At 72.7% G+C, this 18713-nt stretch carries 18 protein-coding genes; 7 read left to right on the forward strand and 11 right to left on the reverse strand.

The genetic code is table 11. The features are described from left to right. Window positions 1-63: 63 nt before the first annotated feature. Window positions 64-555: a hypothetical protein gene (locus HYV93_03650; protein ID MBI2525056.1), complete on the forward strand. Its 492-nt coding sequence runs from the start codon at window positions 64-66 to the stop codon at window positions 553-555. 73 nt (window positions 556-628) lie between these two features. Here the strand turns inward: HYV93_03650 and HYV93_03655 are convergent, their stop codons facing one another. Both HYV93_03655 and HYV93_03660 read right to left on the reverse strand, forming a co-directional pair. After that, the gene (locus HYV93_03655) at window positions 629-1978 is read right to left on the reverse strand and encodes a sigma-54-dependent Fis family transcriptional regulator (protein ID MBI2525057.1); all 1350 of its coding nucleotides are present in this window, start codon (window positions 1976-1978) and stop codon (window positions 629-631) included. Then, window positions 1978-3357, reverse strand: a complete 1380-nt coding sequence (locus tag HYV93_03660) for a PAS domain-containing protein (GenBank protein MBI2525058.1) — start codon at window positions 3355-3357, stop codon at window positions 1978-1980. Before HYV93_03660 ends, HYV93_03655 begins: the two co-directional genes overlap by 1 nt. Window positions 3358-3596: 239 nt before the next feature. Here HYV93_03660 and HYV93_03665 point away from each other — a divergent pair, with 239 nt between their 5' ends. From HYV93_03665 to HYV93_03680, 4 genes are all read left to right on the forward strand, one after another. Continuing rightward, window positions 3597-4814, forward strand: a complete 1218-nt coding sequence (locus tag HYV93_03665) for an acyl-CoA dehydrogenase family protein (protein ID MBI2525059.1) — start codon at window positions 3597-3599, stop codon at window positions 4812-4814. Further along, window positions 4811-5938 (forward strand): acyl-CoA/acyl-ACP dehydrogenase, encoded by a 1128-nt coding sequence (locus HYV93_03670; protein ID MBI2525060.1) that lies wholly within the window; start codon window positions 4811-4813, stop codon window positions 5936-5938. The genes HYV93_03665 and HYV93_03670 overlap by 4 nt, the downstream gene beginning before the upstream one ends. Window positions 5939-6051: 113 nt before the next feature. After that, complete coding sequence (locus HYV93_03675) at window positions 6052-7176, forward strand: CoA transferase (GenBank protein ID MBI2525061.1); 1125 nt, start codon at window positions 6052-6054, stop codon at window positions 7174-7176. 149 nt (window positions 7177-7325) lie between these two features. Then, window positions 7326-8189 carry a DinB family protein gene (locus HYV93_03680; protein MBI2525062.1) on the forward strand — a complete coding sequence of 288 codons (864 nt, stop codon included), beginning with the start codon at window positions 7326-7328 and terminating at the stop codon, window positions 8187-8189. Window positions 8190-8341: 152 nt separating this feature from the next. Here the strand turns inward: HYV93_03680 and HYV93_03685 are convergent, their stop codons facing one another. The 4 genes from HYV93_03685 to HYV93_03700 are packed head-to-tail and all read right to left on the reverse strand — an operon-like array spanning window position 8342 to window position 10922. Then, on the reverse strand, window positions 8342-8974 hold the full coding sequence (locus HYV93_03685; GenBank protein ID MBI2525063.1) for a hypothetical protein: 633 nt from the start codon (window positions 8972-8974) through the stop codon (window positions 8342-8344). Between the two features lie 53 nt (window positions 8975-9027). Further along, window positions 9028-9990, reverse strand: a complete 963-nt coding sequence (locus tag HYV93_03690) for an LLM class flavin-dependent oxidoreductase (GenBank protein ID MBI2525064.1) — start codon at window positions 9988-9990, stop codon at window positions 9028-9030. 10 nt (window positions 9991-10000) lie between these two features. Beyond that, window positions 10001-10630, reverse strand: a complete 630-nt coding sequence (locus HYV93_03695) for an HAD family phosphatase (GenBank protein MBI2525065.1) — start codon at window positions 10628-10630, stop codon at window positions 10001-10003. A 31-nt stretch (window positions 10631-10661) separates the two neighbouring features. Continuing rightward, on the reverse strand, window positions 10662-10922 hold the full coding sequence (locus HYV93_03700) for a hypothetical protein (protein ID MBI2525066.1): 261 nt from the start codon (window positions 10920-10922) through the stop codon (window positions 10662-10664). 15 nt (window positions 10923-10937) lie between these two features. Here HYV93_03700 and HYV93_03705 point away from each other — a divergent pair, with 15 nt between their 5' ends. Next, entirely contained in the window at window positions 10938-11987 is a 1050-nt protein-coding gene (locus HYV93_03705) for a methionine synthase (GenBank protein ID MBI2525067.1), read from the forward strand. A 23-nt stretch (window positions 11988-12010) separates the two neighbouring features. Here the strand turns inward: HYV93_03705 and ggt are convergent, their stop codons facing one another. The 3 genes from ggt to HYV93_03720 form a co-directional block, all read right to left on the reverse strand. Continuing rightward, window positions 12011-13627, reverse strand: a complete 1617-nt coding sequence (gene ggt, locus HYV93_03710) for a gamma-glutamyltransferase (GenBank protein ID MBI2525068.1) — start codon at window positions 13625-13627, stop codon at window positions 12011-12013. Between the two features lie 180 nt (window positions 13628-13807). Continuing rightward, the gene (locus tag HYV93_03715; GenBank protein MBI2525069.1) at window positions 13808-14287 is read right to left on the reverse strand and encodes a GNAT family N-acetyltransferase; all 480 of its coding nucleotides are present in this window, start codon (window positions 14285-14287) and stop codon (window positions 13808-13810) included. A gap of 107 nt (window positions 14288-14394) precedes the next feature. Continuing rightward, the gene (locus HYV93_03720) at window positions 14395-15009 is read right to left on the reverse strand and encodes a cob(I)yrinic acid a,c-diamide adenosyltransferase (GenBank protein ID MBI2525070.1); all 615 of its coding nucleotides are present in this window, start codon (window positions 15007-15009) and stop codon (window positions 14395-14397) included. A 59-nt stretch (window positions 15010-15068) separates the two neighbouring features. Between HYV93_03720 and HYV93_03725 the strand changes: the two genes are divergently transcribed. Then, window positions 15069-15509 carry a CoA-binding protein gene (locus HYV93_03725; protein ID MBI2525071.1) on the forward strand — a complete coding sequence of 147 codons (441 nt, stop codon included), beginning with the start codon at window positions 15069-15071 and terminating at the stop codon, window positions 15507-15509. A gap of 28 nt (window positions 15510-15537) precedes the next feature. Here HYV93_03725 and HYV93_03730 read toward each other — a convergent pair whose 3' ends face one another. Next, entirely contained in the window at window positions 15538-17586 is a 2049-nt protein-coding gene (locus HYV93_03730; protein MBI2525072.1) for a DUF3488 domain-containing protein, read from the reverse strand. A gap of 1 nt (window position 17587) precedes the next feature. After that, window positions 17588-18592 carry a DUF58 domain-containing protein gene (locus HYV93_03735; GenBank protein MBI2525073.1) on the reverse strand — a complete coding sequence of 335 codons (1005 nt, stop codon included), beginning with the start codon at window positions 18590-18592 and terminating at the stop codon, window positions 17588-17590. Window positions 18593-18713: the final 121 nt, after the last annotated feature.

Consider the following 18713-nt stretch of genomic DNA (forward strand, 5'->3'; position numbering starts at 1 on the left):
CCGTCCCACGGCTCCAGCTCGCGGCGATGCGGCTGCAGTTGTCCAGGAACGGGAGGATCGGTGATGGGGTACTTCTTCGGGCGCCTGCCGATCGCGTTCGATCCGGTCGTGACCCGACAGGAGTATCTCGACGCGGCTGACCGCGCGCTCGACGCGCTCGCGCACGAAGCGGACCGTCGGGACGCGGCGTACCGCCATGCGCTCGAATACCTCGCCGCGGGCCGCCCAGCACGGGCCACGCGCGCCTTCTCATCGCTGCTCGAGCAGCGTCCGCGGGATCCGACCCTTCACCGCATGCTCGGGATCAGCCACTTCCACGCCGGGAATGCTCGGCTGGCCGTGCGCCACCTCGAGACGGCACTCATCCTGCTGACCCGCGCCGAGGCCGCAGGCATCCCCCTCGTCCGGACGCTCCGCATCGAGGTGGAGGCCTGCGTCGTACGGCTCGCCCTCGTGGCTGCGTACGCGCGGCTCGGTCATCGGGCGGGCGTGATCCGCTGCCTCTCGCAGAACCGGCCGCTGACCTGGCCGATCCGCTCCCGCCGCGGCCCGTGAGCGCGCCGGCGGCCGCGGGACGGGTGCAAGAGTTGCAGCGGTCGTCTGCGGCTCCCTCGGACGGGAGAGCCGGCTACTCGATCTGATACCGGCGCAGCTTGTAGTGCAGGGCCCGCGCGCTGATCCCGAGAGTCTTGGCGGCCCGTTCGCGGTGCGAGGTGACGTCCTGGAGCGTCTTCCGGATCACCTGCTCCTCGACCGCGTGGAGGGGGAGCCCCAGCGGGATGGTGATGCTTCGCTCCGGCGCTGACCCGGTCATGACGGTGGAGGGCAGGTGAATGGGGCGGATGAGGCGAGCCCCGACGGTGACGACCAGCCGCTCCACGACATTTCGGAGCTCCCGGACATTGCCGGGCCAGGCGTACCCACGGAGCATCTGGAGCGCCGTGGCCGAGAAGGACTTCTCGGAGCAGCCGTACTGGGTGCAGAACTCCCGAAGAAACACCGTGGCGAGCAGGGGGATGTCCTCGGACCGGTCGCGAAGGGGAGGCAGGGTGATGGGCACCACGGCCAGCCGGTAGTAGAGGTCCTCGCGGAAGGCGCCGGTCTTCACGGCCTCGGCGAGGTCCTTGTTCGTCGCGGCGATGAAGCGGACGTCGACCGTCTTCGGCCGGTCCCCTCCGAGCCGGCGGACCTCCCGCTCCTGAAGCGCCCGGAGGAGATCGACCTGTGTCTTGGGGCTCATCTCGCCGACCTCGTCCAGGAACAGGGTCCCGCCGTTCGCCTGCTCGACACGCCCGGCCCTGGTGCCGGCGGCGCCCGTGAAGGCACCCCGCTCGTAGCCGAACAGTTCCGACTCGACCAGCGTCTCCGGCAGGGCCCCGCAGTTCAGCGTCACGAAGGGGCCCCCGCGCCGCGGGCTCCGGCTGTGGATGGCCCGTGCCACGAGCTCCTTGCCCGTCCCCGACTCGCCCATGATGAGGACCGTGGCCAGCGTGGGCGCCACCTGCCGCACCGTCTCGTGGGCTTTCCGCATCTGCACACTGCGGCCCACGATCAGGCCGAAGGCGGTCTTGATCGCGACGCGCTCTCGGAGCTCCCGTACCTCTTGCTTCAGGGCCCTGTGCTCCAGGGCCTTCGCCACGAGGTGCAGCAGCCGTTCCGGATCGACGGGCTTCACGAGATAGTCGTAGGCGCCCAGCTTCATCGCCTCGACGGCGCTCTCGACGCTCCCGTAGGCGGTGAGGAGGACGACTTCCGCTTCCGGGAAGTGTTGCTTGGCCGCTTTGAGGACCTCGAGGCCCCCGGTCCCGACCATGCGCAGGTCGGTGATCACCAGCTCGACCCCCCCGTCCTGGAGCGCCGCGAGCGCCTCCTCGCCGCTGGCGGCCGCCCCCACCTCGTGGCCCGCCTTCTCGAGGAGCCTGGCGAGCGCCTCGCGGATGTTGCGCTCGTCGTCGACGACGAGGACGCGACCGGCCATCACCCCTCCTCGCGAGGTCTCCCGACCTCACTGAGCGGGAGCCGGATGATCATCGTGGTCCCGCTCCCGAGCTGGCTCTCGACATCGATGCTGCCCTCGTGCCCCTGCACGATCCGGTGAGCGATGGCCAGGCCGAGGCCGACCCCGCTGGGCCGCGTCGTGAAGTACGGATCGAACACGTGGGGAAGAACGTCCTCGGCAATCCCGGGCCCCGTGTCCCTGACGCTCACCTCGGCCCAGCCGCCATCCCGTCGCGTCGTCACCGCGAGGGCCCCCCCGTTCGGCATGGCCTGTAGCGCGTTGATCATCACGTTGAGGAACACCTGGGAGAGCTGTCCCTCGTCACCGAGGATCCTCGTGAGCGCGGGATCGAGACGGCTCTCGATGGCGACGCCGTGGCTGGCAGCCTCGAATGCGACCAGGCCGAGCACACGCTCGACGAGGCCAGCGATCTCCACCGGCTTGAACTCGGGCACCAGGGGCTTCGAGAAGCGGAGAAAGTTCTCCACGATTCGATCGAGGTGCTGCAGCTCGGATCGGAGGACGTCGAAATACCCGCGGATCGCGGCCCCGGGAGGCGGCCCGGGCGCGAGCTCGGCCTGGAGCAGATGGAGGTTCAGGCCCAGGGCGTGGAGCGGGTTCTTCACTTCGTGGGCGACGCCGGCAGCGAGCGTCCCCAGCGCGGCCAGCTTGTCGGATCTCCGGAGCTGCAGCTCGAGCCGGCTCACCTCCGTGATGTCGCGGAGCAGCACCACCAGGCCGTCCGTCTCGCCGGACTCGTCCCGCAGGTCCGACGCCGAGGCGCGCACGGTCGCCCGCCGGCTTCCCTCCGCCGTCAACGCGAAGTCGCGCTCCTGATGAAGGCGATCTCCTGCGAGGGCGCCGAGGACCCACGCCGTGAGCTCCGGGACGGCCTGCAAGGCCTCGCCCACGGGCCGGCCCCGGATCGCGGAGGCCCGGAGACCCAGCAGGCGCTCGCCCGGGCCGTTCAGCGAGGTGACGGCGCCGCCCGCGTCGAGGGTCAGGACGCCCGTCGGGATGCTCTCCAGGATGTTCCGCATCAGGCTCTTGACGCGCTCGAACGTCTCGGCGACAGCCCGGTAGTTCTGGTAGGCGCCGAACAGGACGATGCCGATGGCGGCGAGCACGAGGAGCGCCGCGAAGGTCGCGACCAGTTCCGGCCAGCTCAGCCCCCGGACGAGGCTGGAGGGATCCGGTGGGGGAACGGGAAGTCCCGAGGCCAGGAGCCGGTGCCGCTCGTACTGGATCCCGACCGCGACCCCGGCGGCGAGGAGGAGGGCGACGAGGGCGAAGGCCGAGAGCGGCAACCAGACGGGGACCGATCCGAACGAGACACGCGGGGGGCCGGGGCGAAACATTCAGCTCGCGCCGGCGGACCGGTCGCTCGCGGCCCGGTCACGGCAGGTCATCGTCCCGATCGGCGCGAGAGTCCAGCGACTGGCTCGTCTCCATCTCGTCGGCCCATCTTGAGGGGTACTCGCGGCCACTGTAGCACTCGCCTCGGCGTCGGGAAAGGGTGCGGAGGCCGGTTGACCGTCTTCCCGCCGGCGTGCTAGATAACGGGTGACCGCGTCCCTCGACACCCAGGAGGCTCCCCATGGATCTCAACTACACCGCCGAGGACACCGCCTTCCGCAAGAAGGTGCGCGCCTGGCTCGAGCAGAACCTGCCGCGGACGCCGATCCGCACGCTCGACGAGCGGCGCGCCTGGCACCGCAAGCTCTGCGAGGCCGGCTACCTGGGCATGGGCTGGCCGAAGGCGTACGGGGGAGGCGACGCGCGGCCCATGGAGCAGGCCATCGTGGCCGACGAGCTGGCGCGGGCCTGCGCCCCGGCTCCCACGAACGCCCTCGGGCTCGGCATCGTGGGCCCCACCATCGTGGTCCATGGCACCGAGGCGCAGAAGAAGCGGTACCTCAGGAAGATCCTCATGGCGGAGGAGCTGTGGTGCCAGCTCTACTCGGAGCCCAACGCGGGCAGCGACCTGGCCGCGCTCAGGGCCAGCGCCGAGGACAGGGGCGACCACTTCATCGTCAACGGGCAGAAGACCTGGACCAGCGCCGGCTCCATCGCCGACTGGGGCCTGCTCCTGGCCCGCACCGACCCGGCCGTGGCCAAGCACAAGGGCATCACGTGCCTGCTCATGAACATGCGCCAGCCGGGCGTCGAGGTGCGGCCGCTCAAGCAGATCACCGGGTCGTCGGAGTTCTCCGAGGTGTTCATGACCAACGCCCGCGTCGAGAAGTCGGATCAGGTCGGCCGGCTCGGCGAGGGCTGGGCCATCGCCCAGACGACGCTCGGCTACGAGCGCGGGGGCCGCGCGCTGGCCCGCATCACGAGCTACGCCTCGCAGTACGGCCGGCTCGTGGAGGCGGCCCGGCGGATCCGGCGGCACGGCCGTCCGCTCGTCGACGATCCCATCATCCGCCAGAAGCTCGGGCGCATCTGGGCCGAGCTCGAGGTGGAGCGCTACGGCGCGCTCCGGATGCTCACGCTGCTCGAGCGGGGCGAGCACCCCGGCGCCGGCGGCTCCCTGAGCAAGCTCTCCTACTCGGAGTTCGAGAAGCGCTTCATGGAGCTCGCGATGGAGATCCTGGGGCCCTACGGCCAGCTCACCGAAGGCGCGCCCGAGGAGCTCCGGCTCGAAATCGACACCGCCGTGGGCGAGCAGGGGACCTGGGCCTACGCCTTCCTCTGGTCGCGCGCCGGCACGATCTACGCTGGCTCCTCGGAGATCCAGAAGAACGTCATCGGGGAGCGCATCCTGGGGCTCCCCAAGGAAACGCGCGCCGACCGCGTCGGAGGCGCCCGATGAACTTCTCCTTCAGCGAAGACCAGGTCCTCCTCCGCAACTCGGTGCGCGCCTTCCTCGACGAGCAGTGCAAGCCCGCGCACGTCCGGGCCATGATGCACGATCCGCGCGGGTACGATCCGGGGCTCTGGAGCGAGATGGCGAAGCTCGGCTGGCTCGGCCTGCCCTTCCCCGAGAAGCATGGCGGCGCCGGCCTCGGCATGGTCGAGCTGGCGATCGCCATCGAGGAGCTGGGACGCGCCGCCTATCCCGGCCCCTATCTCCCCAGCGTGGTCCTGGGGGGCGTCGGGCTCCTGCTGGGCGGCTCGGGCGGGCAGAAGGACACGTGGCTCCCGGCCATCGCGTCCGGCGAGAAGCGCGCCACCGCCGCCCTGATCGAGGAGACGCTCGACTGGGATCCCGCCTCCACGACGGCCACCGCGGTCAGGTCCGGCGACGGCTGGAAGGTCTCGGGGCTGAAGCGGTTCGTGCCGTGGGCGCATGTGGCCGACGTCGTGCTGGTGCCGGCCCGCGGCCCCGAGGGGCTGTCGCTCTTCCTCGTGGACCCGAGGCAGGCGGGCGTCACGCTCAGCCGCATGGTCGGCATCGACCTCGGCAGCCGCTGGTCCGAGCTGCGGCTCGAGAACGTCGGGGTGGGGGCCAACGCCGTCGTCGGCCAGCCGGGCGGCGCCGGCCCGCTGCTCGAGGCCCTGCTCCGGCGGGCCGCCGTCTGCGCCTCCGCCGAGATGCTGGGCGCCGCGCGCCGGTGCGTCGACATGAGCGTGGAGTACGCGAAGGTGCGCGAGCAGTTCGGCCAGCCCATCGGCTCCTTTCAGGCCATCCGGCATCGCTGCGCCGAGATGCTGCTGGAGACGGAGAACTCCCACTCGGCGGTGTACTACGCCGCCTGGGCGCTGGAAGCGGGGGCCGAGGACGCCGCCGTCGCGGCCTCCATCTGCAAGTCCTACGTGAGCGAGTCCGCGCGGCGGGCCTGCGGGGACGCCATCCAGGTGCACGGGGGCATCGGGTTCACCTGGGAGTATGATCTCCACCTCTACATGAAGCGCGCCAAGGCGCTGGAGCCCCTCTTCGGCGACGCCGAGTTCCACCGGGAGCTGGTCGCCCGCCACGTCGCCGGAGCCCGATGAAGCGAGCGCCGCGCGAGACGACATCTCCAGGCCGTCGGCACCCCCTCGCCCGCCGGGGGGGAGCCAAGGGGACAGGGGCCCGGGGCGAGGGGGGCCCGCTCAGGGGCGTGCGGGTGATCGACCTCACCTCCTACATCGCCGGCTCCTACGCGGCCATGATGCTGGCCGACCTCGGGGCCGACGTCATCAAGGTCGAGTCGCTCGAGGGCGACTCCTTCCGCGAGCTGCCGGGCTTCTTCGGCTGGAACCGCGGCAAGCGCTCCATCGCCGTCAACCTGAAGACACCGGACGGCCGCGCCATCGCCCACCGCCTCGCGCGCACCGCGGACGTGGCGATGGAGAACATGCGCCCGGGCGTGGCCGACCGGCTCGGCGTGGGCTACAGGGACCTGCGCCGGCGGAACCCGCGGATCATCTACTCCTCCGCCACCGCCTTCGGCTCCGAGGGGCCGTACCGCGACCGCCCCGGCTTCGATCCCCTCGCCCAGGCCATGGGCGGGGTCATGGCGATCCAGGGCTTCGGGGGGCCGCCGCAGTACATGCGCATCGCGGTCACCGACTACTACACGGCCGCGCTCTCCTGCCAGGCGATCCTGGCCGCGCTCTTCGCCCGCGAGCGCACCGGCCGCGGCCAGCGCGTCGAGACCTCGCTGCTCCAGGGCGTGCTGGCGCTGCAGTCCGGCAACGTGGTCGACTATGCGGGCAAGCAGCACGTCTTCCGCGACAACCCGACCTATCGCCTCTATCGCGCGGGCGACGGCGAGTGGTTCTTCCTCGCCTGCGGCAACCAGGCCTTCTGGGGCAAGCTCTGCCAGGTCATCGGCCGCCCCGACCTCATCGACGACCCGCGCTTCGGCTCCTGGCTCCTGAGACTGGACAACCGCGAGGCGCTCATGCCGCTGCTGGAGGCGACCTTCGCCTCCCGGCCGCGCGCCGAGTGGCTGAAGGTCCTCGCGGACCACGACATCCCGGCAGCGGGCACCCGGACGCTGCTGGAGTGCATGGACGATCCCGCCGTGCAGCAGCTCGGGATGATCGTCACCTATGACCACCCGGAGGTCGGCCGGCTGCGCATGATGGGCCCGCCGCTCCGCTTCTCCGACACCCAGGCCCCCGATGCCGGCCCGCCGCCCGTGCTGGGCCAGCACACCGACGAGGTGCTGCGCGAGGTCGGCTTCGGCCCACGCGCCGTCGCGGGTCTTCGCCGCCGCGGCATCGTCGCAGGGCAGCGGCCCTGACGAGCGGAGCCACCGGCCCCGCGCGCTCGCCCCGCACGAGGCGCTTCGCCTACTTCACGAAGCTCACCCGGCGGCAGCAGGCGATCTACCTCCGGAGCGACGGGATCACGGCCGTCCCGCTGCCGCGGGCCGCCGCGCTCCGGCCGCTCGTGACCGAGCTGGCCGAGGCGCTCCGCAGCGAGGACCGCCCGCCGACCGAGCGGGCGGCTCAGCGGCTCGTGGCGGCCGTGGCCTCGGCCCTCGGTATGCCCACCGTGAGGGTGCAGGTGCTGGCGGCCCGCCCCCACGCGAAGTGGGGAGAGCTGCACGGGCTCTACGAGACGGGGCGGCGGCCCGGCCAGCCGCCGCTCATCACGCTCTGGATGCGGACGGCCCGGCAGAAGCGGGTCGTCGCGTTCCGGACCTTTCTCCGCACGCTGCTCCACGAGATGGGGCATCATCTGGACTACACGCTCTTGCGGCTCGGCGACTCGCTCCACACGCAGGGCTTCTACCAGCGCGAGTCGCATCTCTTCCACCAGCTCGTCACCGACGAAGGTCAGGCCATGGCGACGATCGAGGAGCAGATGGCGCGGATGGGGCGGACAGCGGACGACTTCTCGGCGGCCATCAACGGGGTGCCGGAGGCGACCCTCGCCCGGCGGCCCGACCCGAAGAACTGGGCGCCGAAGGAGATCGTCTGCCACATCCGGGACACCGAGGAGGGGTTCATGGGGCGCTTCCAGGCCATCCTCGCCATGGAAGAGCCGAGGTTCCTCCCCGTGGAGCCCGACCGCTGGGCCACCGAGCGCCAGTACCTCCGCAACGATGCCGCCGAGGCCCTGGCCGCCTTCCGGGGGCGGCGCGCCGAGACGCTGGCCTTCCTGCGCCATCTCGCCCCGGATCAGCTGGAGCGGGCCGGAGTCCACGCCACGCGCGGGCGCATGACGATCAAGGACTTCATCGGCATGATGGCGTGGCACGACGACAACCACCTCGACCAGCTCAAGCGGGCCCTCGACGGCAAGCCGTAGCGGCCCTTGGGGTCAGATCTTGCAAACCGACACGGAGCCCCGGCCCCAGTGCCATTACCCTCCGAGCGGCACACGATGACCAGTCCCTGAGCCGTAGGCCAACGCAAGACCGCACTCCTGCCAATGTCGGAATGCAAGACCTGACCCCAAGGTCAGCAGTACAGCCTCCCGGTCTGGATGGCCCGGTGGTGGTGGAAGAGCGTCCACTCGAGCGCGCGGGGCGTCACCCGCCGCTCGCGGGCGTGGCGGCGCAGCTCACGCAGGTAGAGGAGCCACTGCTCCACCGTGAAGCCGCGGCCGCGGGGGTTGACGCCCACGGACCGGAGCGCGAAGAGCAGCTGCCAGACGCGGATGTCGAGCACGCCGTAGCGGATGGGATCGAGCAGCGTCAGGATCGCCGAGGCCATGGCCACGCTGACGCCGCGGAGTCCCACCAGCAACTGCATGCGGCGGCGCTCGCTGCGCGTCGCCAGGACGTCGCGGGAGACCGCCCGGATCGTGGCCGCCCGATTGCGCCGGCACTGCGGGAGCGCCCGCGGGCTCTTCCAGCGGCACATGGCGAGGAACTCCGCGCGGCTGAAGCCGCTGGCGCTCCTCACGTGGCGGAGGCGGCGGATGAGCGCCGCGGTGTCGGGGTCCTCCTCGACGATCGGCAGGTGCCCGAGGAGGCCACGCAAGCCCCGGCCCCGCCCGGGGTCAGGTCTTGAAAAGCGACACGTGGCCCTGGCCCCGACGCTGCTGCGCCCCCGCTCCAGCTTGATGAACAGCGCCGTCACCGATACCACGATGCAAGATCGGGCCCCTGCCGATGTTGGAATGCAAGACCTGACCCCGACGGTCAGGTGGCCGCGCCGGCTTCGAGGGTCGGAAGATAGTGCCGCGCGTCGGGGAAGCCGATGGGGCGGATGGCCGGCAGGGTGACGCCGGCCTCGCGGTGGGCGGCGACGAAGTCCTGGAGCGCCCGGTAGTCGCCGACGGCGCCCAGCGCCGCCGCGAGGCGATCGGGCACGGCCTCGGGGCCGGGGGCGCGGTCGTAGGCGGCGAGCTCGGCCGCGAAGCCGCTCCCGACCAGCATGGCGCGGTAGAAGGGCAGCGCGAGATAGCGCGTGAGCTCCGCCTTGAAGAGCGCCGTCGCCGCCGTCCGCTCCACCGTGAGCGCGGCGGGCACCGCCGCCACCACCTCGAAGCCGTCCGGCGGCTTCCCCGCGCGCGCGCGCCCGCCCCTGATCGCGGGCAGCGCCACGCGGCGGATGTACTCCGGCGCGCAGAGCCAGAGCACGACCCCATCGGCGATCTCCCCGGCCAGCTCGAGCATGCGCGGCCCGAGCCCGGCCAGGAGCAGGGACGGCGCGGCCGGCAGCCGTGGAAGCCCGCTCTGCCACGCCACGCGGTAGCGAGCGCCTGCGTGCTCGACGCGCCCCGTGAGGGCGCTGCGCAGCACGGCGACGTATTCCCGCATCACCTCGAGGGGCTCGCCCATGGGGAGCCCCAGCGCCTGCTCCATGGACGCGCGGTGGCTCACGCCGATGCCGAGACGGAGACGTCCGCCCGTCACGTCCTGGAGGGTGAGCGCCTCCTGGGCCAGCAGCACCGGGTGCCGCGGGTAGATCGGGACGACACCCGTCCCGAGCCCCACGTGCGGCGCGACCTGCCCGTAGGCGGCGAGGACCAGGAACGCATCGCGCCCCAGGCCATGCGTGGTCCAGAGGCTCTCGTAGCCCAGCCCCTCCGCGCGAGCGGCCAGCGTCACCGCGGCGCCGAGATCGGCGCCGGAGTTGAGGAAGGCCGCGATGCGCGCCATGGGGGCGCTCTCAGGCGGCCGGCGCGACGCCGAGCGCGCCCAGCCGGGCGCGGAGATCGTCGCCGCGATCCACGCGGAAGAGGACCGCCTGCATCCCCACGCGCTCCGCGGCAGCGACGTTCTCGTCCCAGTCGTCCACGAAGACACAGCGCGCGGGCGCGACCCCGAGGCGGTCGGCCGCGAGGTGGAAGATGGCGGGCTCCGGCTTGGCCATCCCCACCTCGGCCGAGCAGACGATGTCGTCGAAGAGATCGTGGATGCGGATCTCGCGCTCGAGACGGTGACGCAGCGTCGCATCCGCGTTGCTCAGGATGGAGACCTTGTACGGCGGCCGCAGCGCCCGCACCAGCGCCAGCGTGGGCGCGATGGCGTGCTGCGCCTCCCGCCACCGGTCGTGCAGGGGCGGCAGCGGACGGCGTGCGCGCGCCTCCAGCGCCCGGTGCGCGCTCTCACGCCACGCGGCGGGATCGCCGACGCCCCGCTCGATCTCCCGCCAGGCGTCCGTCCGGTACAGCGTCTCGAACACGGAGGAGCGCGGCAGCCCGTGGTCGGCGTCCAGCGCCGAGGCCACGTCCCAGCGCATGTCCCAGAGGACGCCGCCGAAATCCAGGATCACGGCCTCGATGCGGGACGAGGTCACGGGGCGAGCGGGAAGGTCGGTGGGCGAAGCACTAGTAGCGTCCCATGGGGCGGGTCCGGGTCGGCGTGGGCTCGGCCTTGGTGGGGGCGATGTCCCCGGACAGCGGCACCCAGCCGCGCGCCTTCAGACACGCCTCGTCGAGCTTGCGATCGCGCGTGCAGGCCTTCTCGTCGTTGCGGAAATCCGCCAGCGTGTAAGCCCCACCGGGCTTGTACCACTGCTTCTCTGGGACCGACTCGCAGCCCACTGCGGCGAGGGAGAAGAGGACGAGGAGCGTCAACCGTCGCTTCACGGCGGCCATGATACCATGGCGGTCGCCATGCTCAAGACCACCATCGCGGGCAGCCTGCCCAAGCCGGCGTGGCTCGCCACGCCGCGGCGGCTCTGGTCGCCGTGGCTCCTCGAAGGGCAAGCGCTCGAGGAGGGCAAGCAAGACGCGGTGGTGCTGGCGCTCCGCGAGCAGGAAGAGGCCGGCATCGACATCGTCACCGACGGCGAGCAGACGCGCCGGCACTTCGTCTGGGGCTTCGTGGAGGAGGTGGAGGGCATCGACTTCTCGAAGATGGTGACGATCGGCATCCGCGCCGACCGCTACCGGGCGGAGGTGCCGACCGTGGTGGCCCCCGTGCGCCGCCGCGGGCCCGTCCACTCCCGCGAGGTTCGCTTCGCGCGCGCCCGCACGCAGCGCCCCCTCAAGTTCACGATGCCCGGCCCCATGACCATCGTGGACACGATCCACGACGCGCACTACCGGAGCCGGGCCGAGCTGGGCATGGCCCTCGCGCGGCTCCTGAACGAGGAGGCCCGGGAGCTCGAGGCGCTCGGCGTGGACATGATCCAGCTCGACGAACCCGCCTTCAACGTCTACATGGACGAGGTGCGGGACTGGGGCATCGAGGCGCTGGACCGCGCCGTGGAGGGGCTCGCCTGCCGGACGTCGGTCCACATCTGCTACGGCTACGGGATCAAGGCCAACACGGACTGGAAGCAGACGCTGGGCGGCGAGTGGCGGGAGTACGAGCGGACCTTCCCGCTCCTGGCCCGGAGCCGGATCGGCGGCGTCTCGCTCGAGTGCGCGGCCTCGCACGTGCCCATCTCGCTCCTCGGCCTCCTCGGCGACAAGGACATCCTCCTGGGCGCGGTGGACGTGGCCAGCGACCGGGTCGAGACGCCGGAGGAGGTGGCGGCGGTGATCCGGGCGGCGATGAAGCACGTGCGCCCCGAGCGGATCCACCCCTGCACCAACTGCGGGATGGTGCCGCTCTCGCGCGAGGTGGCCCGCGGCAAGCTGCGGGCGCTGGCCGGGGGTGCCGCGCTGGTCCGCCGGGAGCTCACGCGGCAGGCTACGCGATCCTGACAATCCCGGGCTCCACCTCGTCGCTAGCAGCCCAGCGCCGCGCCGTCGCTGCGCGGGTCGGCGGCCCCCAGGCGCGTGCGGCGGTCCGGGTCGACGGTGATGCCGTGGGCGTGCCCCGCCAGCTCGCTCCACGCCCCCCACCGGTTGATGCGGTGGCCCCGCCGTTCGAGCTCGGCGAAGGTGTGCTCGGGGAAGCGCCCCTCCATGTTGAGGAGGTCCCGCGGGTCGCCGAGGACGAAGCGTCCCGACAGCCAGCGCGGCGAGGCCAGCGCCTCGGGGAGGCTCCGGCCGAAGTCGATCATGGCGGTATAGGCCTGCAGGTGGATCTGCGGCTGGCCGTCGGCGCCCATGCAGCCGAAGGCCTGCCAGAGGCCGTCCCCGCGGAAGGCCAGCGAGGCGATGAGGGTATGGAAGGGGATCTTCCCCGGCTCGAGGCGGTTCGGGTGGTCGGGGTCCAGCGAGAAGTAGGCGCTGCGGTTCTGGAGCACGACGCCGGTGCTCCCGGCCACCACCCCGGAGCCGTAGATCCCGTAGAGGCTCTGGATCAGCGAGGCGGCATTGCCCTCGGCGTCCACCGCGCAGACGTAGACGGTGTCGCCGGCCAGGCTCCCCGCGGCCGGCACGCCGTCCCACGGCAGGGCCCGCGCGGGATCGATGAGCCGCCGGCGCTCGTCGGCATAGGCGCGCGAGAGCAAGCGCTCCACCGGCACCCGGGCGAAGTCCGGGTCGGCCAGCAGCCTGTCGCGGTCATGGTAGGCGAGCATCTTGGCCTGGACGAGGAGATGGACGTGATCGGGGCCCAGGTACTCCATGGCCCCCAGGTCGTAGGGCTCCAGCAGGCGCAGCATCTCGAGCACGGCCAGCCCCTGGGTGGGGGGCGGCGTCTCGTAGATGGTGACGCCGCGGTAGCCGCCGGACAGCGGCTCGCCCCAGCGGGCTCGCTGGGCGAGGAAGTCCCGCTCGGTGAAGAAGCCGCCGTGCGCGCGGGCGTGTCGAGCCATCTCCCGCGCGACCTCGCCCTCGTAGAAGGCGGCGCGCCCGCCGGCCCCGATGGCCGTGAGCGTCCGCGCCAGGTCGGGATTGGCGAGCCGCTGCCCCGCCACCGGCGGCCGCCCCTCCGGCAAGAAGATGGCCGCCGCGCCGGGGTCGCGGGCGAGATCCCCGGAAGCCTCGCCGGTCCAGCGCGCGAGTCGCTCGGACACCTCGAAGCCGTCGCGCGCCAGCGTGACGGCCGGCGCCAGATCGCGCGCGAGGGGCAGCCGCCCGTGAGCCGCGTGCGCCTGGCACCAGCTGTCCACGGCCCCGGGCACGGTGAGCGTCGCGGGCACGATGCCGTGAAGCGGGATCTCGTCGAGGCCGCGGGAGGCGAACCAGTCGAGCGCGGCGGCGGCGGCGGCCCGGCCGCCGCCGTTGAGGAAGCGCACGCCGCCCCGGTGGGCGTCGTGGACGAGCCAGAAGGCATCCCCGCCCACGCTCGTCATGTGCGGGTAGACGACGCAGAGCACGGCGCTCGTGGCGATGGCGGCATCCACCGCCGAGCCGCCCGCTCCGAGCACCTCGACGCCGGCCTGCGAGGCCAGCCTGTGAGGCGAGGCGACCATGCCGCGGGGGGCCTCGGCGAGCGGCCGGACCGGGTCCACGAGCCCTCCTTGTCAGGGACTTGCGTCGTGCGAGGCGCGCGTGCTAAAGCCGAGGCAGTGTAGCACACGACTTCCTCATCTCCGGAGGCCACATGCCCATCGCGCGCGTGAACGGGGTCGAGTTTCTCGCCGCCGTGGAGCAGGGCCGCTGGGGGACCTGGAAGGGCGGACCGCGCCCCGTCAGAGGCGCACTTCCATCCACAGCTCCGCACGCGGGTTGCCGTTGTAGTCGGCGATCTCGGAGAAGCCGTAGGCGCGGTAGAGATGCACCGCCGCCTCGAGCCTGCGCTCGCTGTCCAGGCGCAGGCGTCGGCAGCCGAGCGCGCGGGCCACGGCGAGGCAGGCGTCCAGGAGCGGACGGCCGAGGCCGCGCCCCTGATGCGCCGGCCGGATCCACATGCGCTTCAGCTCGCCCACCTCCGGCTCCAGGCGCCGCACGGCCGCCGTCCCGACCAGCGCTCCTCGAGGGTCCACCACGAGGAGCATCACGCCGCGGGCGCCGTCATAGGCCTCCTGCCAGCGGGCGATGTCGCGGTCGAGTCCCTCGCCGTCGAGCGGCTCGCCGAGGAAGTCCAGGTAAGCGGCGAGCTCCCGCGCCACCGCGTCGTGATCCGCAGGGGTCGCCCGCCGGATCGCGTACCCGCCCGCCCGCCAGGACAGTGCCGCCGCGGCCTGGCCAATGAGTGTCGGGGAACTGGTTGACGCCGGGGCCCGGGGGGCGCGCCCGCCGGGCCCCGGCGCCTCACGGCCAACGCCTTCCGCGGGACTCATCGACGCTGGCGTCGCGCATGAGAGGCGAGCCCCCGCTCCCAGAGGAACTCCGTCTCCCCGAGGCGCAGCCCCACCCAGCGGGAGAGGACGAAGAGCAGGTCGCTCAGCCGGTTGACATACTTGAGCGGCCACTCGCTCATGGGCTCCACCCGCGAGAGCGCCAGGATGTGCCGCTCGGCGCGCCGGCACACTGTGCGGGCCTGGTGGAGGAAGCCGCCGACGCGACCGCCGCCGGGGAGCACGAACGACTTGAGCGGGGGCAGGTCCTTCTGGCACTGGTCCATGAGCCGCTCGAGCCCCGTCACCTCGGCCTCGCCCACGCGGTGCATGCCCTCGTAGGCCGCGTCCTCGGGCGTGGCCAGCTCGCTCCCCAGGTCGAACAGCTCGTTCTGCAGGCGCCGGAGCACCTCGTCGAGCCAGCGATGGTCCTTCCCTCTCTTGAGCCGCTCGGCGTTGAAGACGCGCGCCAGCCCCACGACGGCGTTCAGCTCGTCCACGGTGCCGTAGGCCTCGATGCGCGGGGAGTCCTTCGCCACGCGCTGGCCGCCCACGAGGGCCGTGTCTCCCCTGTCGCCGGTGCGCGTGTAGACGCGGGTGATCCGGATCGGCATGGACGGGCTCCTCCCGCCCTCACGCTATCACAGTCGCGCGGTGATGCTAGACTCGTGGCGTGGGCGACTGGCGGGAGAACCTGGTGACGGACGCGGACGGCATCGCGCGGATCGTGCGCGGGTGCCGGCGGATCGCCGTGCTCGGCATCAAGCCCGAGGCGCGGGCGGACCGACCCGCCTTCTACGTGCCGGCCTACATGGCCGCCCAGGGGTACGACATCGTCCCGGTGCCGGTGTACTACCCCGAGGTGACGGAGATCCTCGGCCGTCCCGTCTTCCACCGGCTCGCGGACGTCCCGGGTCCCGTGGACATGGTCAACGTCTTCCGGCGCCCGCGCGACATCCCGCCGCATCTGCCGGACATCCTCACCACCAGGCCGCGGGTGGTGTGGTTCCAGCTCGGCATCACCCACGATGCGGCGGCCGAGACGCTGGCCCGGGCGGGAATAGAGGTCGTGCAGGACCGCTGTCTCCTCGTGGAGCATCAGCGCCTCCGCTAGGATGCTCCCCCCCGTGGGGGGGGCGGTCTCAGCCCGCCCGCCGGCGAGCCAGGGCGGCGAGCGAGCCCTCGAGGGCCGCCTCCTCAGCGGCCGTGAGGGTCAGCGCGCCGAAGCGGGCGCGCTCGTAGGCCACGGTGATGGCGGCGACGGGCTCGGCCCAGCCCGGGACCGCGGCGGCGGCTCGGGCGCAGAACTCGCGCGCGGTCTCCCCCGGCGAGGGTCTCAGCCCCCGCCGGGCCAGGGCGCGCAGGGCGCGAGCGTAGAAGCGCGGCATCCGGCGCGCGGCGCGGGCGGCCGGCGCCGAGCGGCCCCTGTACAGCACGAGGGCCACTGCCGCGGCCGCCGCGAGCGCGATGACCGGCCAGACCGCGCGCGGGGCCGGGGTCTCCCGCAACGCGGCCACCCATGTTCCCCAGTTCCCGGCTTGGCGCCTGAGGCCGACGGCCACCTCGACCTGGTCACGGAGGCTCCAGTTGATCACGTAGCGGTACCAGCGCATGCGCAGGGCGTCGAGATAGAGCGCCAGCGTGCTCCGCCCGGCCTCGGCCGCAGCGCGCGGCGAGGGGTCGAAGCTCAGCCAGCCGGCGCTCGGGAAATATGCCTCGACCCAGGAGTGGGCATCCCGCATCCGCACCGCGAAGTAGCGGCCGTAGGGATTCCACTCCCCACGCTGGAATCCCCCTACCACGCGGGCGGGCACGCCCAGCGAGCGGAGCATCACGGCCAGCGAGGCGGCGAAGTACTCGCAGTTGCCCGCGCGCCGCACGAAGAGGAACTCCTCGAGGGGCGGCAGGGTCGTGCGCCGCTCGAGCGCCAGGGTGTAGGCGAACTCCCGGGCCAGGTGCTCGTTGAGCCGGCGCGCGGCCTCGTAGGGGCTGCGGCTCCCCGCCGTCACCTCGCGGGCCAGCGCGGGGATGCGCGCGGGAAGCGGCGGCAGCTGGAGGTAGCGCGCGACGGCCGGGTCGTCGGCGCTGGCGAACCCCCACGCATCCGGCACCCCCGCGCGCGGCGCCTCCAGCTCCGACTCGACGATGTAGTGAAGCCGCGCCGAGGGCTGGGCGATGGAGACGCTGCCCATGTCGTCCACCGTGATCTCCCGCGCCCGCGCCTCGAGCCGCAGGATGCGGGGCGCCGCGAAGATGACCTCGGTGCCGATGGGCTCGAGGTAGAACTCCTGCCTGAGGATCCGGCCTTGCCCCCGATAGCCGCCGAGCCGGAAGTCGGCGGTCATCGAGCGGCGGACCGCCATCCGGTCCGGCTGGCCCACGGTCCACGCCCGCCCGTCGAACTCGTCGAAGACGATACCCCGCCAGCGCAGACCGGGGATCTCCTCCGCCGCCCCCATGCCCTCGGGGATGTGCACGCGCATGGCCATGCTCGCGTCGGTCTCGATCTGGCCATAGGCGCCCAGCTCCACGCGATCGGTGAAGCCGGTGACGAGCGGCCCGAGCTTGGCCCGGAAGGGCAAGGCCGCCAGCCCGACGCGCGGGATGACGAAGAACAGCGCAGCCGTGATCAGGAGCGTGGCGGCGGCGGCGCCGGCGGCCAGCCCGAGGAGCCCGCGCCCCCAGGCCAGCTGCGGCGGGATGCCGACGATGACGCGGCCCGCGTGCGGCGCCGACTCGGCGAGCACGTGCTGGAGGAGGAGCATCCACGTGGATAGGAGGAGGCAGGCGACGAAGACGAAGAGGAAGCCCACGCCGAAGGCGCCCGAGGAGGCGGCCACCAGCATGAAGAAGGACAGGAAGGCCACGACCCGGCTGTCGCCGGGAGCGCGCAGCGTGAAGATCCGGGCCAGGACGAGAAAGAGCAGGAGGTGCACGAGACCGTCCAGGAGCGTGTCGGCGAGGAAGAGGAGATCCGCCGCGGAGCCGATGGCGGCGGCCGCGGCCAGCGCGGCGCCGAGCCCCCGCGTGTGCACGCGCGCCCGCAGCGGCTCCTGCCACCAGGAGAGCGCGAGCGCCGCGCCGACCACCGCGAGCCCCAGCGGGCCGATCAACCCCGCCAGGAAGAGGGCGGCCAGCCCGTCGGCCACGAGGAGATAGGTGGCGATCCGCACGGCGAGCGTCGGCGACATCTCAGCCGATCCCGACGCGGATCTCGCGCAGCGCCGCGCCCTCCCGGCCTGCCGCGCGGGCGAGGCCGGTCCCGGCGCGGGCGGGCCGCGGCTCGTACAATGCGAGCGCCGTGAGGATCCGGCGCTCCTGCCCGCGCCCGCGCGCCAGCGGGACGAGCAGGCCGGGACCGGCCAGCTCGACCGTGGCGCCGGCGCGGAGGAGATGGCAGGCCAGCGAGGCGGCCTCGGACAGCCCCGTCTCGAGCCGCGCCGGATCCCGCGCGCCGGTCCCGTCGAGCACGATGCGCGTGTCCGTGCTGGTCTCGGCCTCGAGCTCGCGCACCGTGAGGGCCTGGGTCTTGGCGCTGCTCCGCCAGTGGATGAGCCGGGGATCGTCACCCGGCCGGTAGTCGCGGAGGTTGTGAAGATCGCTGCCGCGCCCGCGACGGCGCGTCTGCGCCGGACCGCTGCCGCCGATGCGCCGCAGCAGATGCGCGGGCACGGGAACGAGCGCGGGGTAGACCAGGACCTCCGCCCGGAGGATCACCTGCCCCGCCTTGAGGAAGACGCCGAAGGGGAACCGCGTGGTGACCCGGACTCCGGGGAGGCGGTGCCGCCCGCGCGCGGCGAGGGTCAGCTCCCAGGTCACCACGCGCTCGTCGCCGGCGGACAGCCGCGGCAGATAGATGACGCGGCCGGGCCCGCCCTGCCCCAGGGCCTCGAGGCTGATCGAGTAGGAAGGGATCCGCCGCTTGCGGTTCGCCACGGTGGCGCCGACGAGCGCGGGGCGGCCCGCGTGGACCTCCTCCGGCAGGATGGCCGTCAGACGCAGCCCGCGCATCACGGCCTCGGACAGGATGCCGGAGACCACCACCAGCCCCAGCAGCATCGAGGAGAGGAGGTAGAGGAGGTTGTTGCCGGTGTTGATGGCCGCCACGCCGAGGCCCATCGCGGCGAAGAGGCACCACCACCCGTCCCGGGTCGGCCAGATGGTGCGTGCCGGTCTGAGGCGTCGCCAGAGATTCACGAAAGGCTCTGTTCAGGTCGCTCGAGTGTCGGACACCTGTGGAGCTAGGATATCACCAAGCTGCTCGAACCGGCGAAGTGGGGCTAGTTCTACCTGTACGCCGTGCGCTACGTCTTCAGGC

Source organism: Candidatus Rokuibacteriota bacterium, from assembly GCA_016188005.1.
In the GTDB taxonomy this organism is placed as follows: domain Bacteria; phylum Methylomirabilota; class Methylomirabilia; order Rokubacteriales; family CSP1-6; genus UBA12499.

Bases quoted from the DNA above. Each gene is read 5' to 3' on its own strand.
- HYV93_03650 (MBI2525056.1), top strand. From the start codon at position 64: ATGGGGTACTTCTTCGGGCGCCTGCCGATCGCGTTCGATCCGGTCGTG.
- HYV93_03655 (MBI2525057.1), bottom strand. From the start codon at position 1,978: ATGGCCGGTCGCGTCCTCGTCGTCGACGACGAGCGCAACATCCGCGAG.
- HYV93_03660 (MBI2525058.1), bottom strand. From the start codon at position 3,357: ATGTTTCGCCCCGGCCCCCCGCGTGTCTCGTTCGGATCGGTCCCCGTC.
- HYV93_03665 (MBI2525059.1), top strand. From the start codon at position 3,597: ATGGATCTCAACTACACCGCCGAGGACACCGCCTTCCGCAAGAAGGTG.
- HYV93_03670 (MBI2525060.1), top strand. From the start codon at position 4,811: ATGAACTTCTCCTTCAGCGAAGACCAGGTCCTCCTCCGCAACTCGGTG.
- HYV93_03690 (MBI2525064.1), bottom strand. From the start codon at position 9,990: ATGGCGCGCATCGCGGCCTTCCTCAACTCCGGCGCCGATCTCGGCGCC.
- HYV93_03705 (MBI2525067.1), top strand. From the start codon at position 10,938: ATGGCGGTCGCCATGCTCAAGACCACCATCGCGGGCAGCCTGCCCAAG.
- HYV93_03720 (MBI2525070.1), bottom strand. From the start codon at position 15,009: ATGCCGATCCGGATCACCCGCGTCTACACGCGCACCGGCGACAGGGGA.
- HYV93_03730 (MBI2525072.1), bottom strand. From the start codon at position 17,586: ATGTCGCCGACGCTCGCCGTGCGGATCGCCACCTATCTCCTCGTGGCC.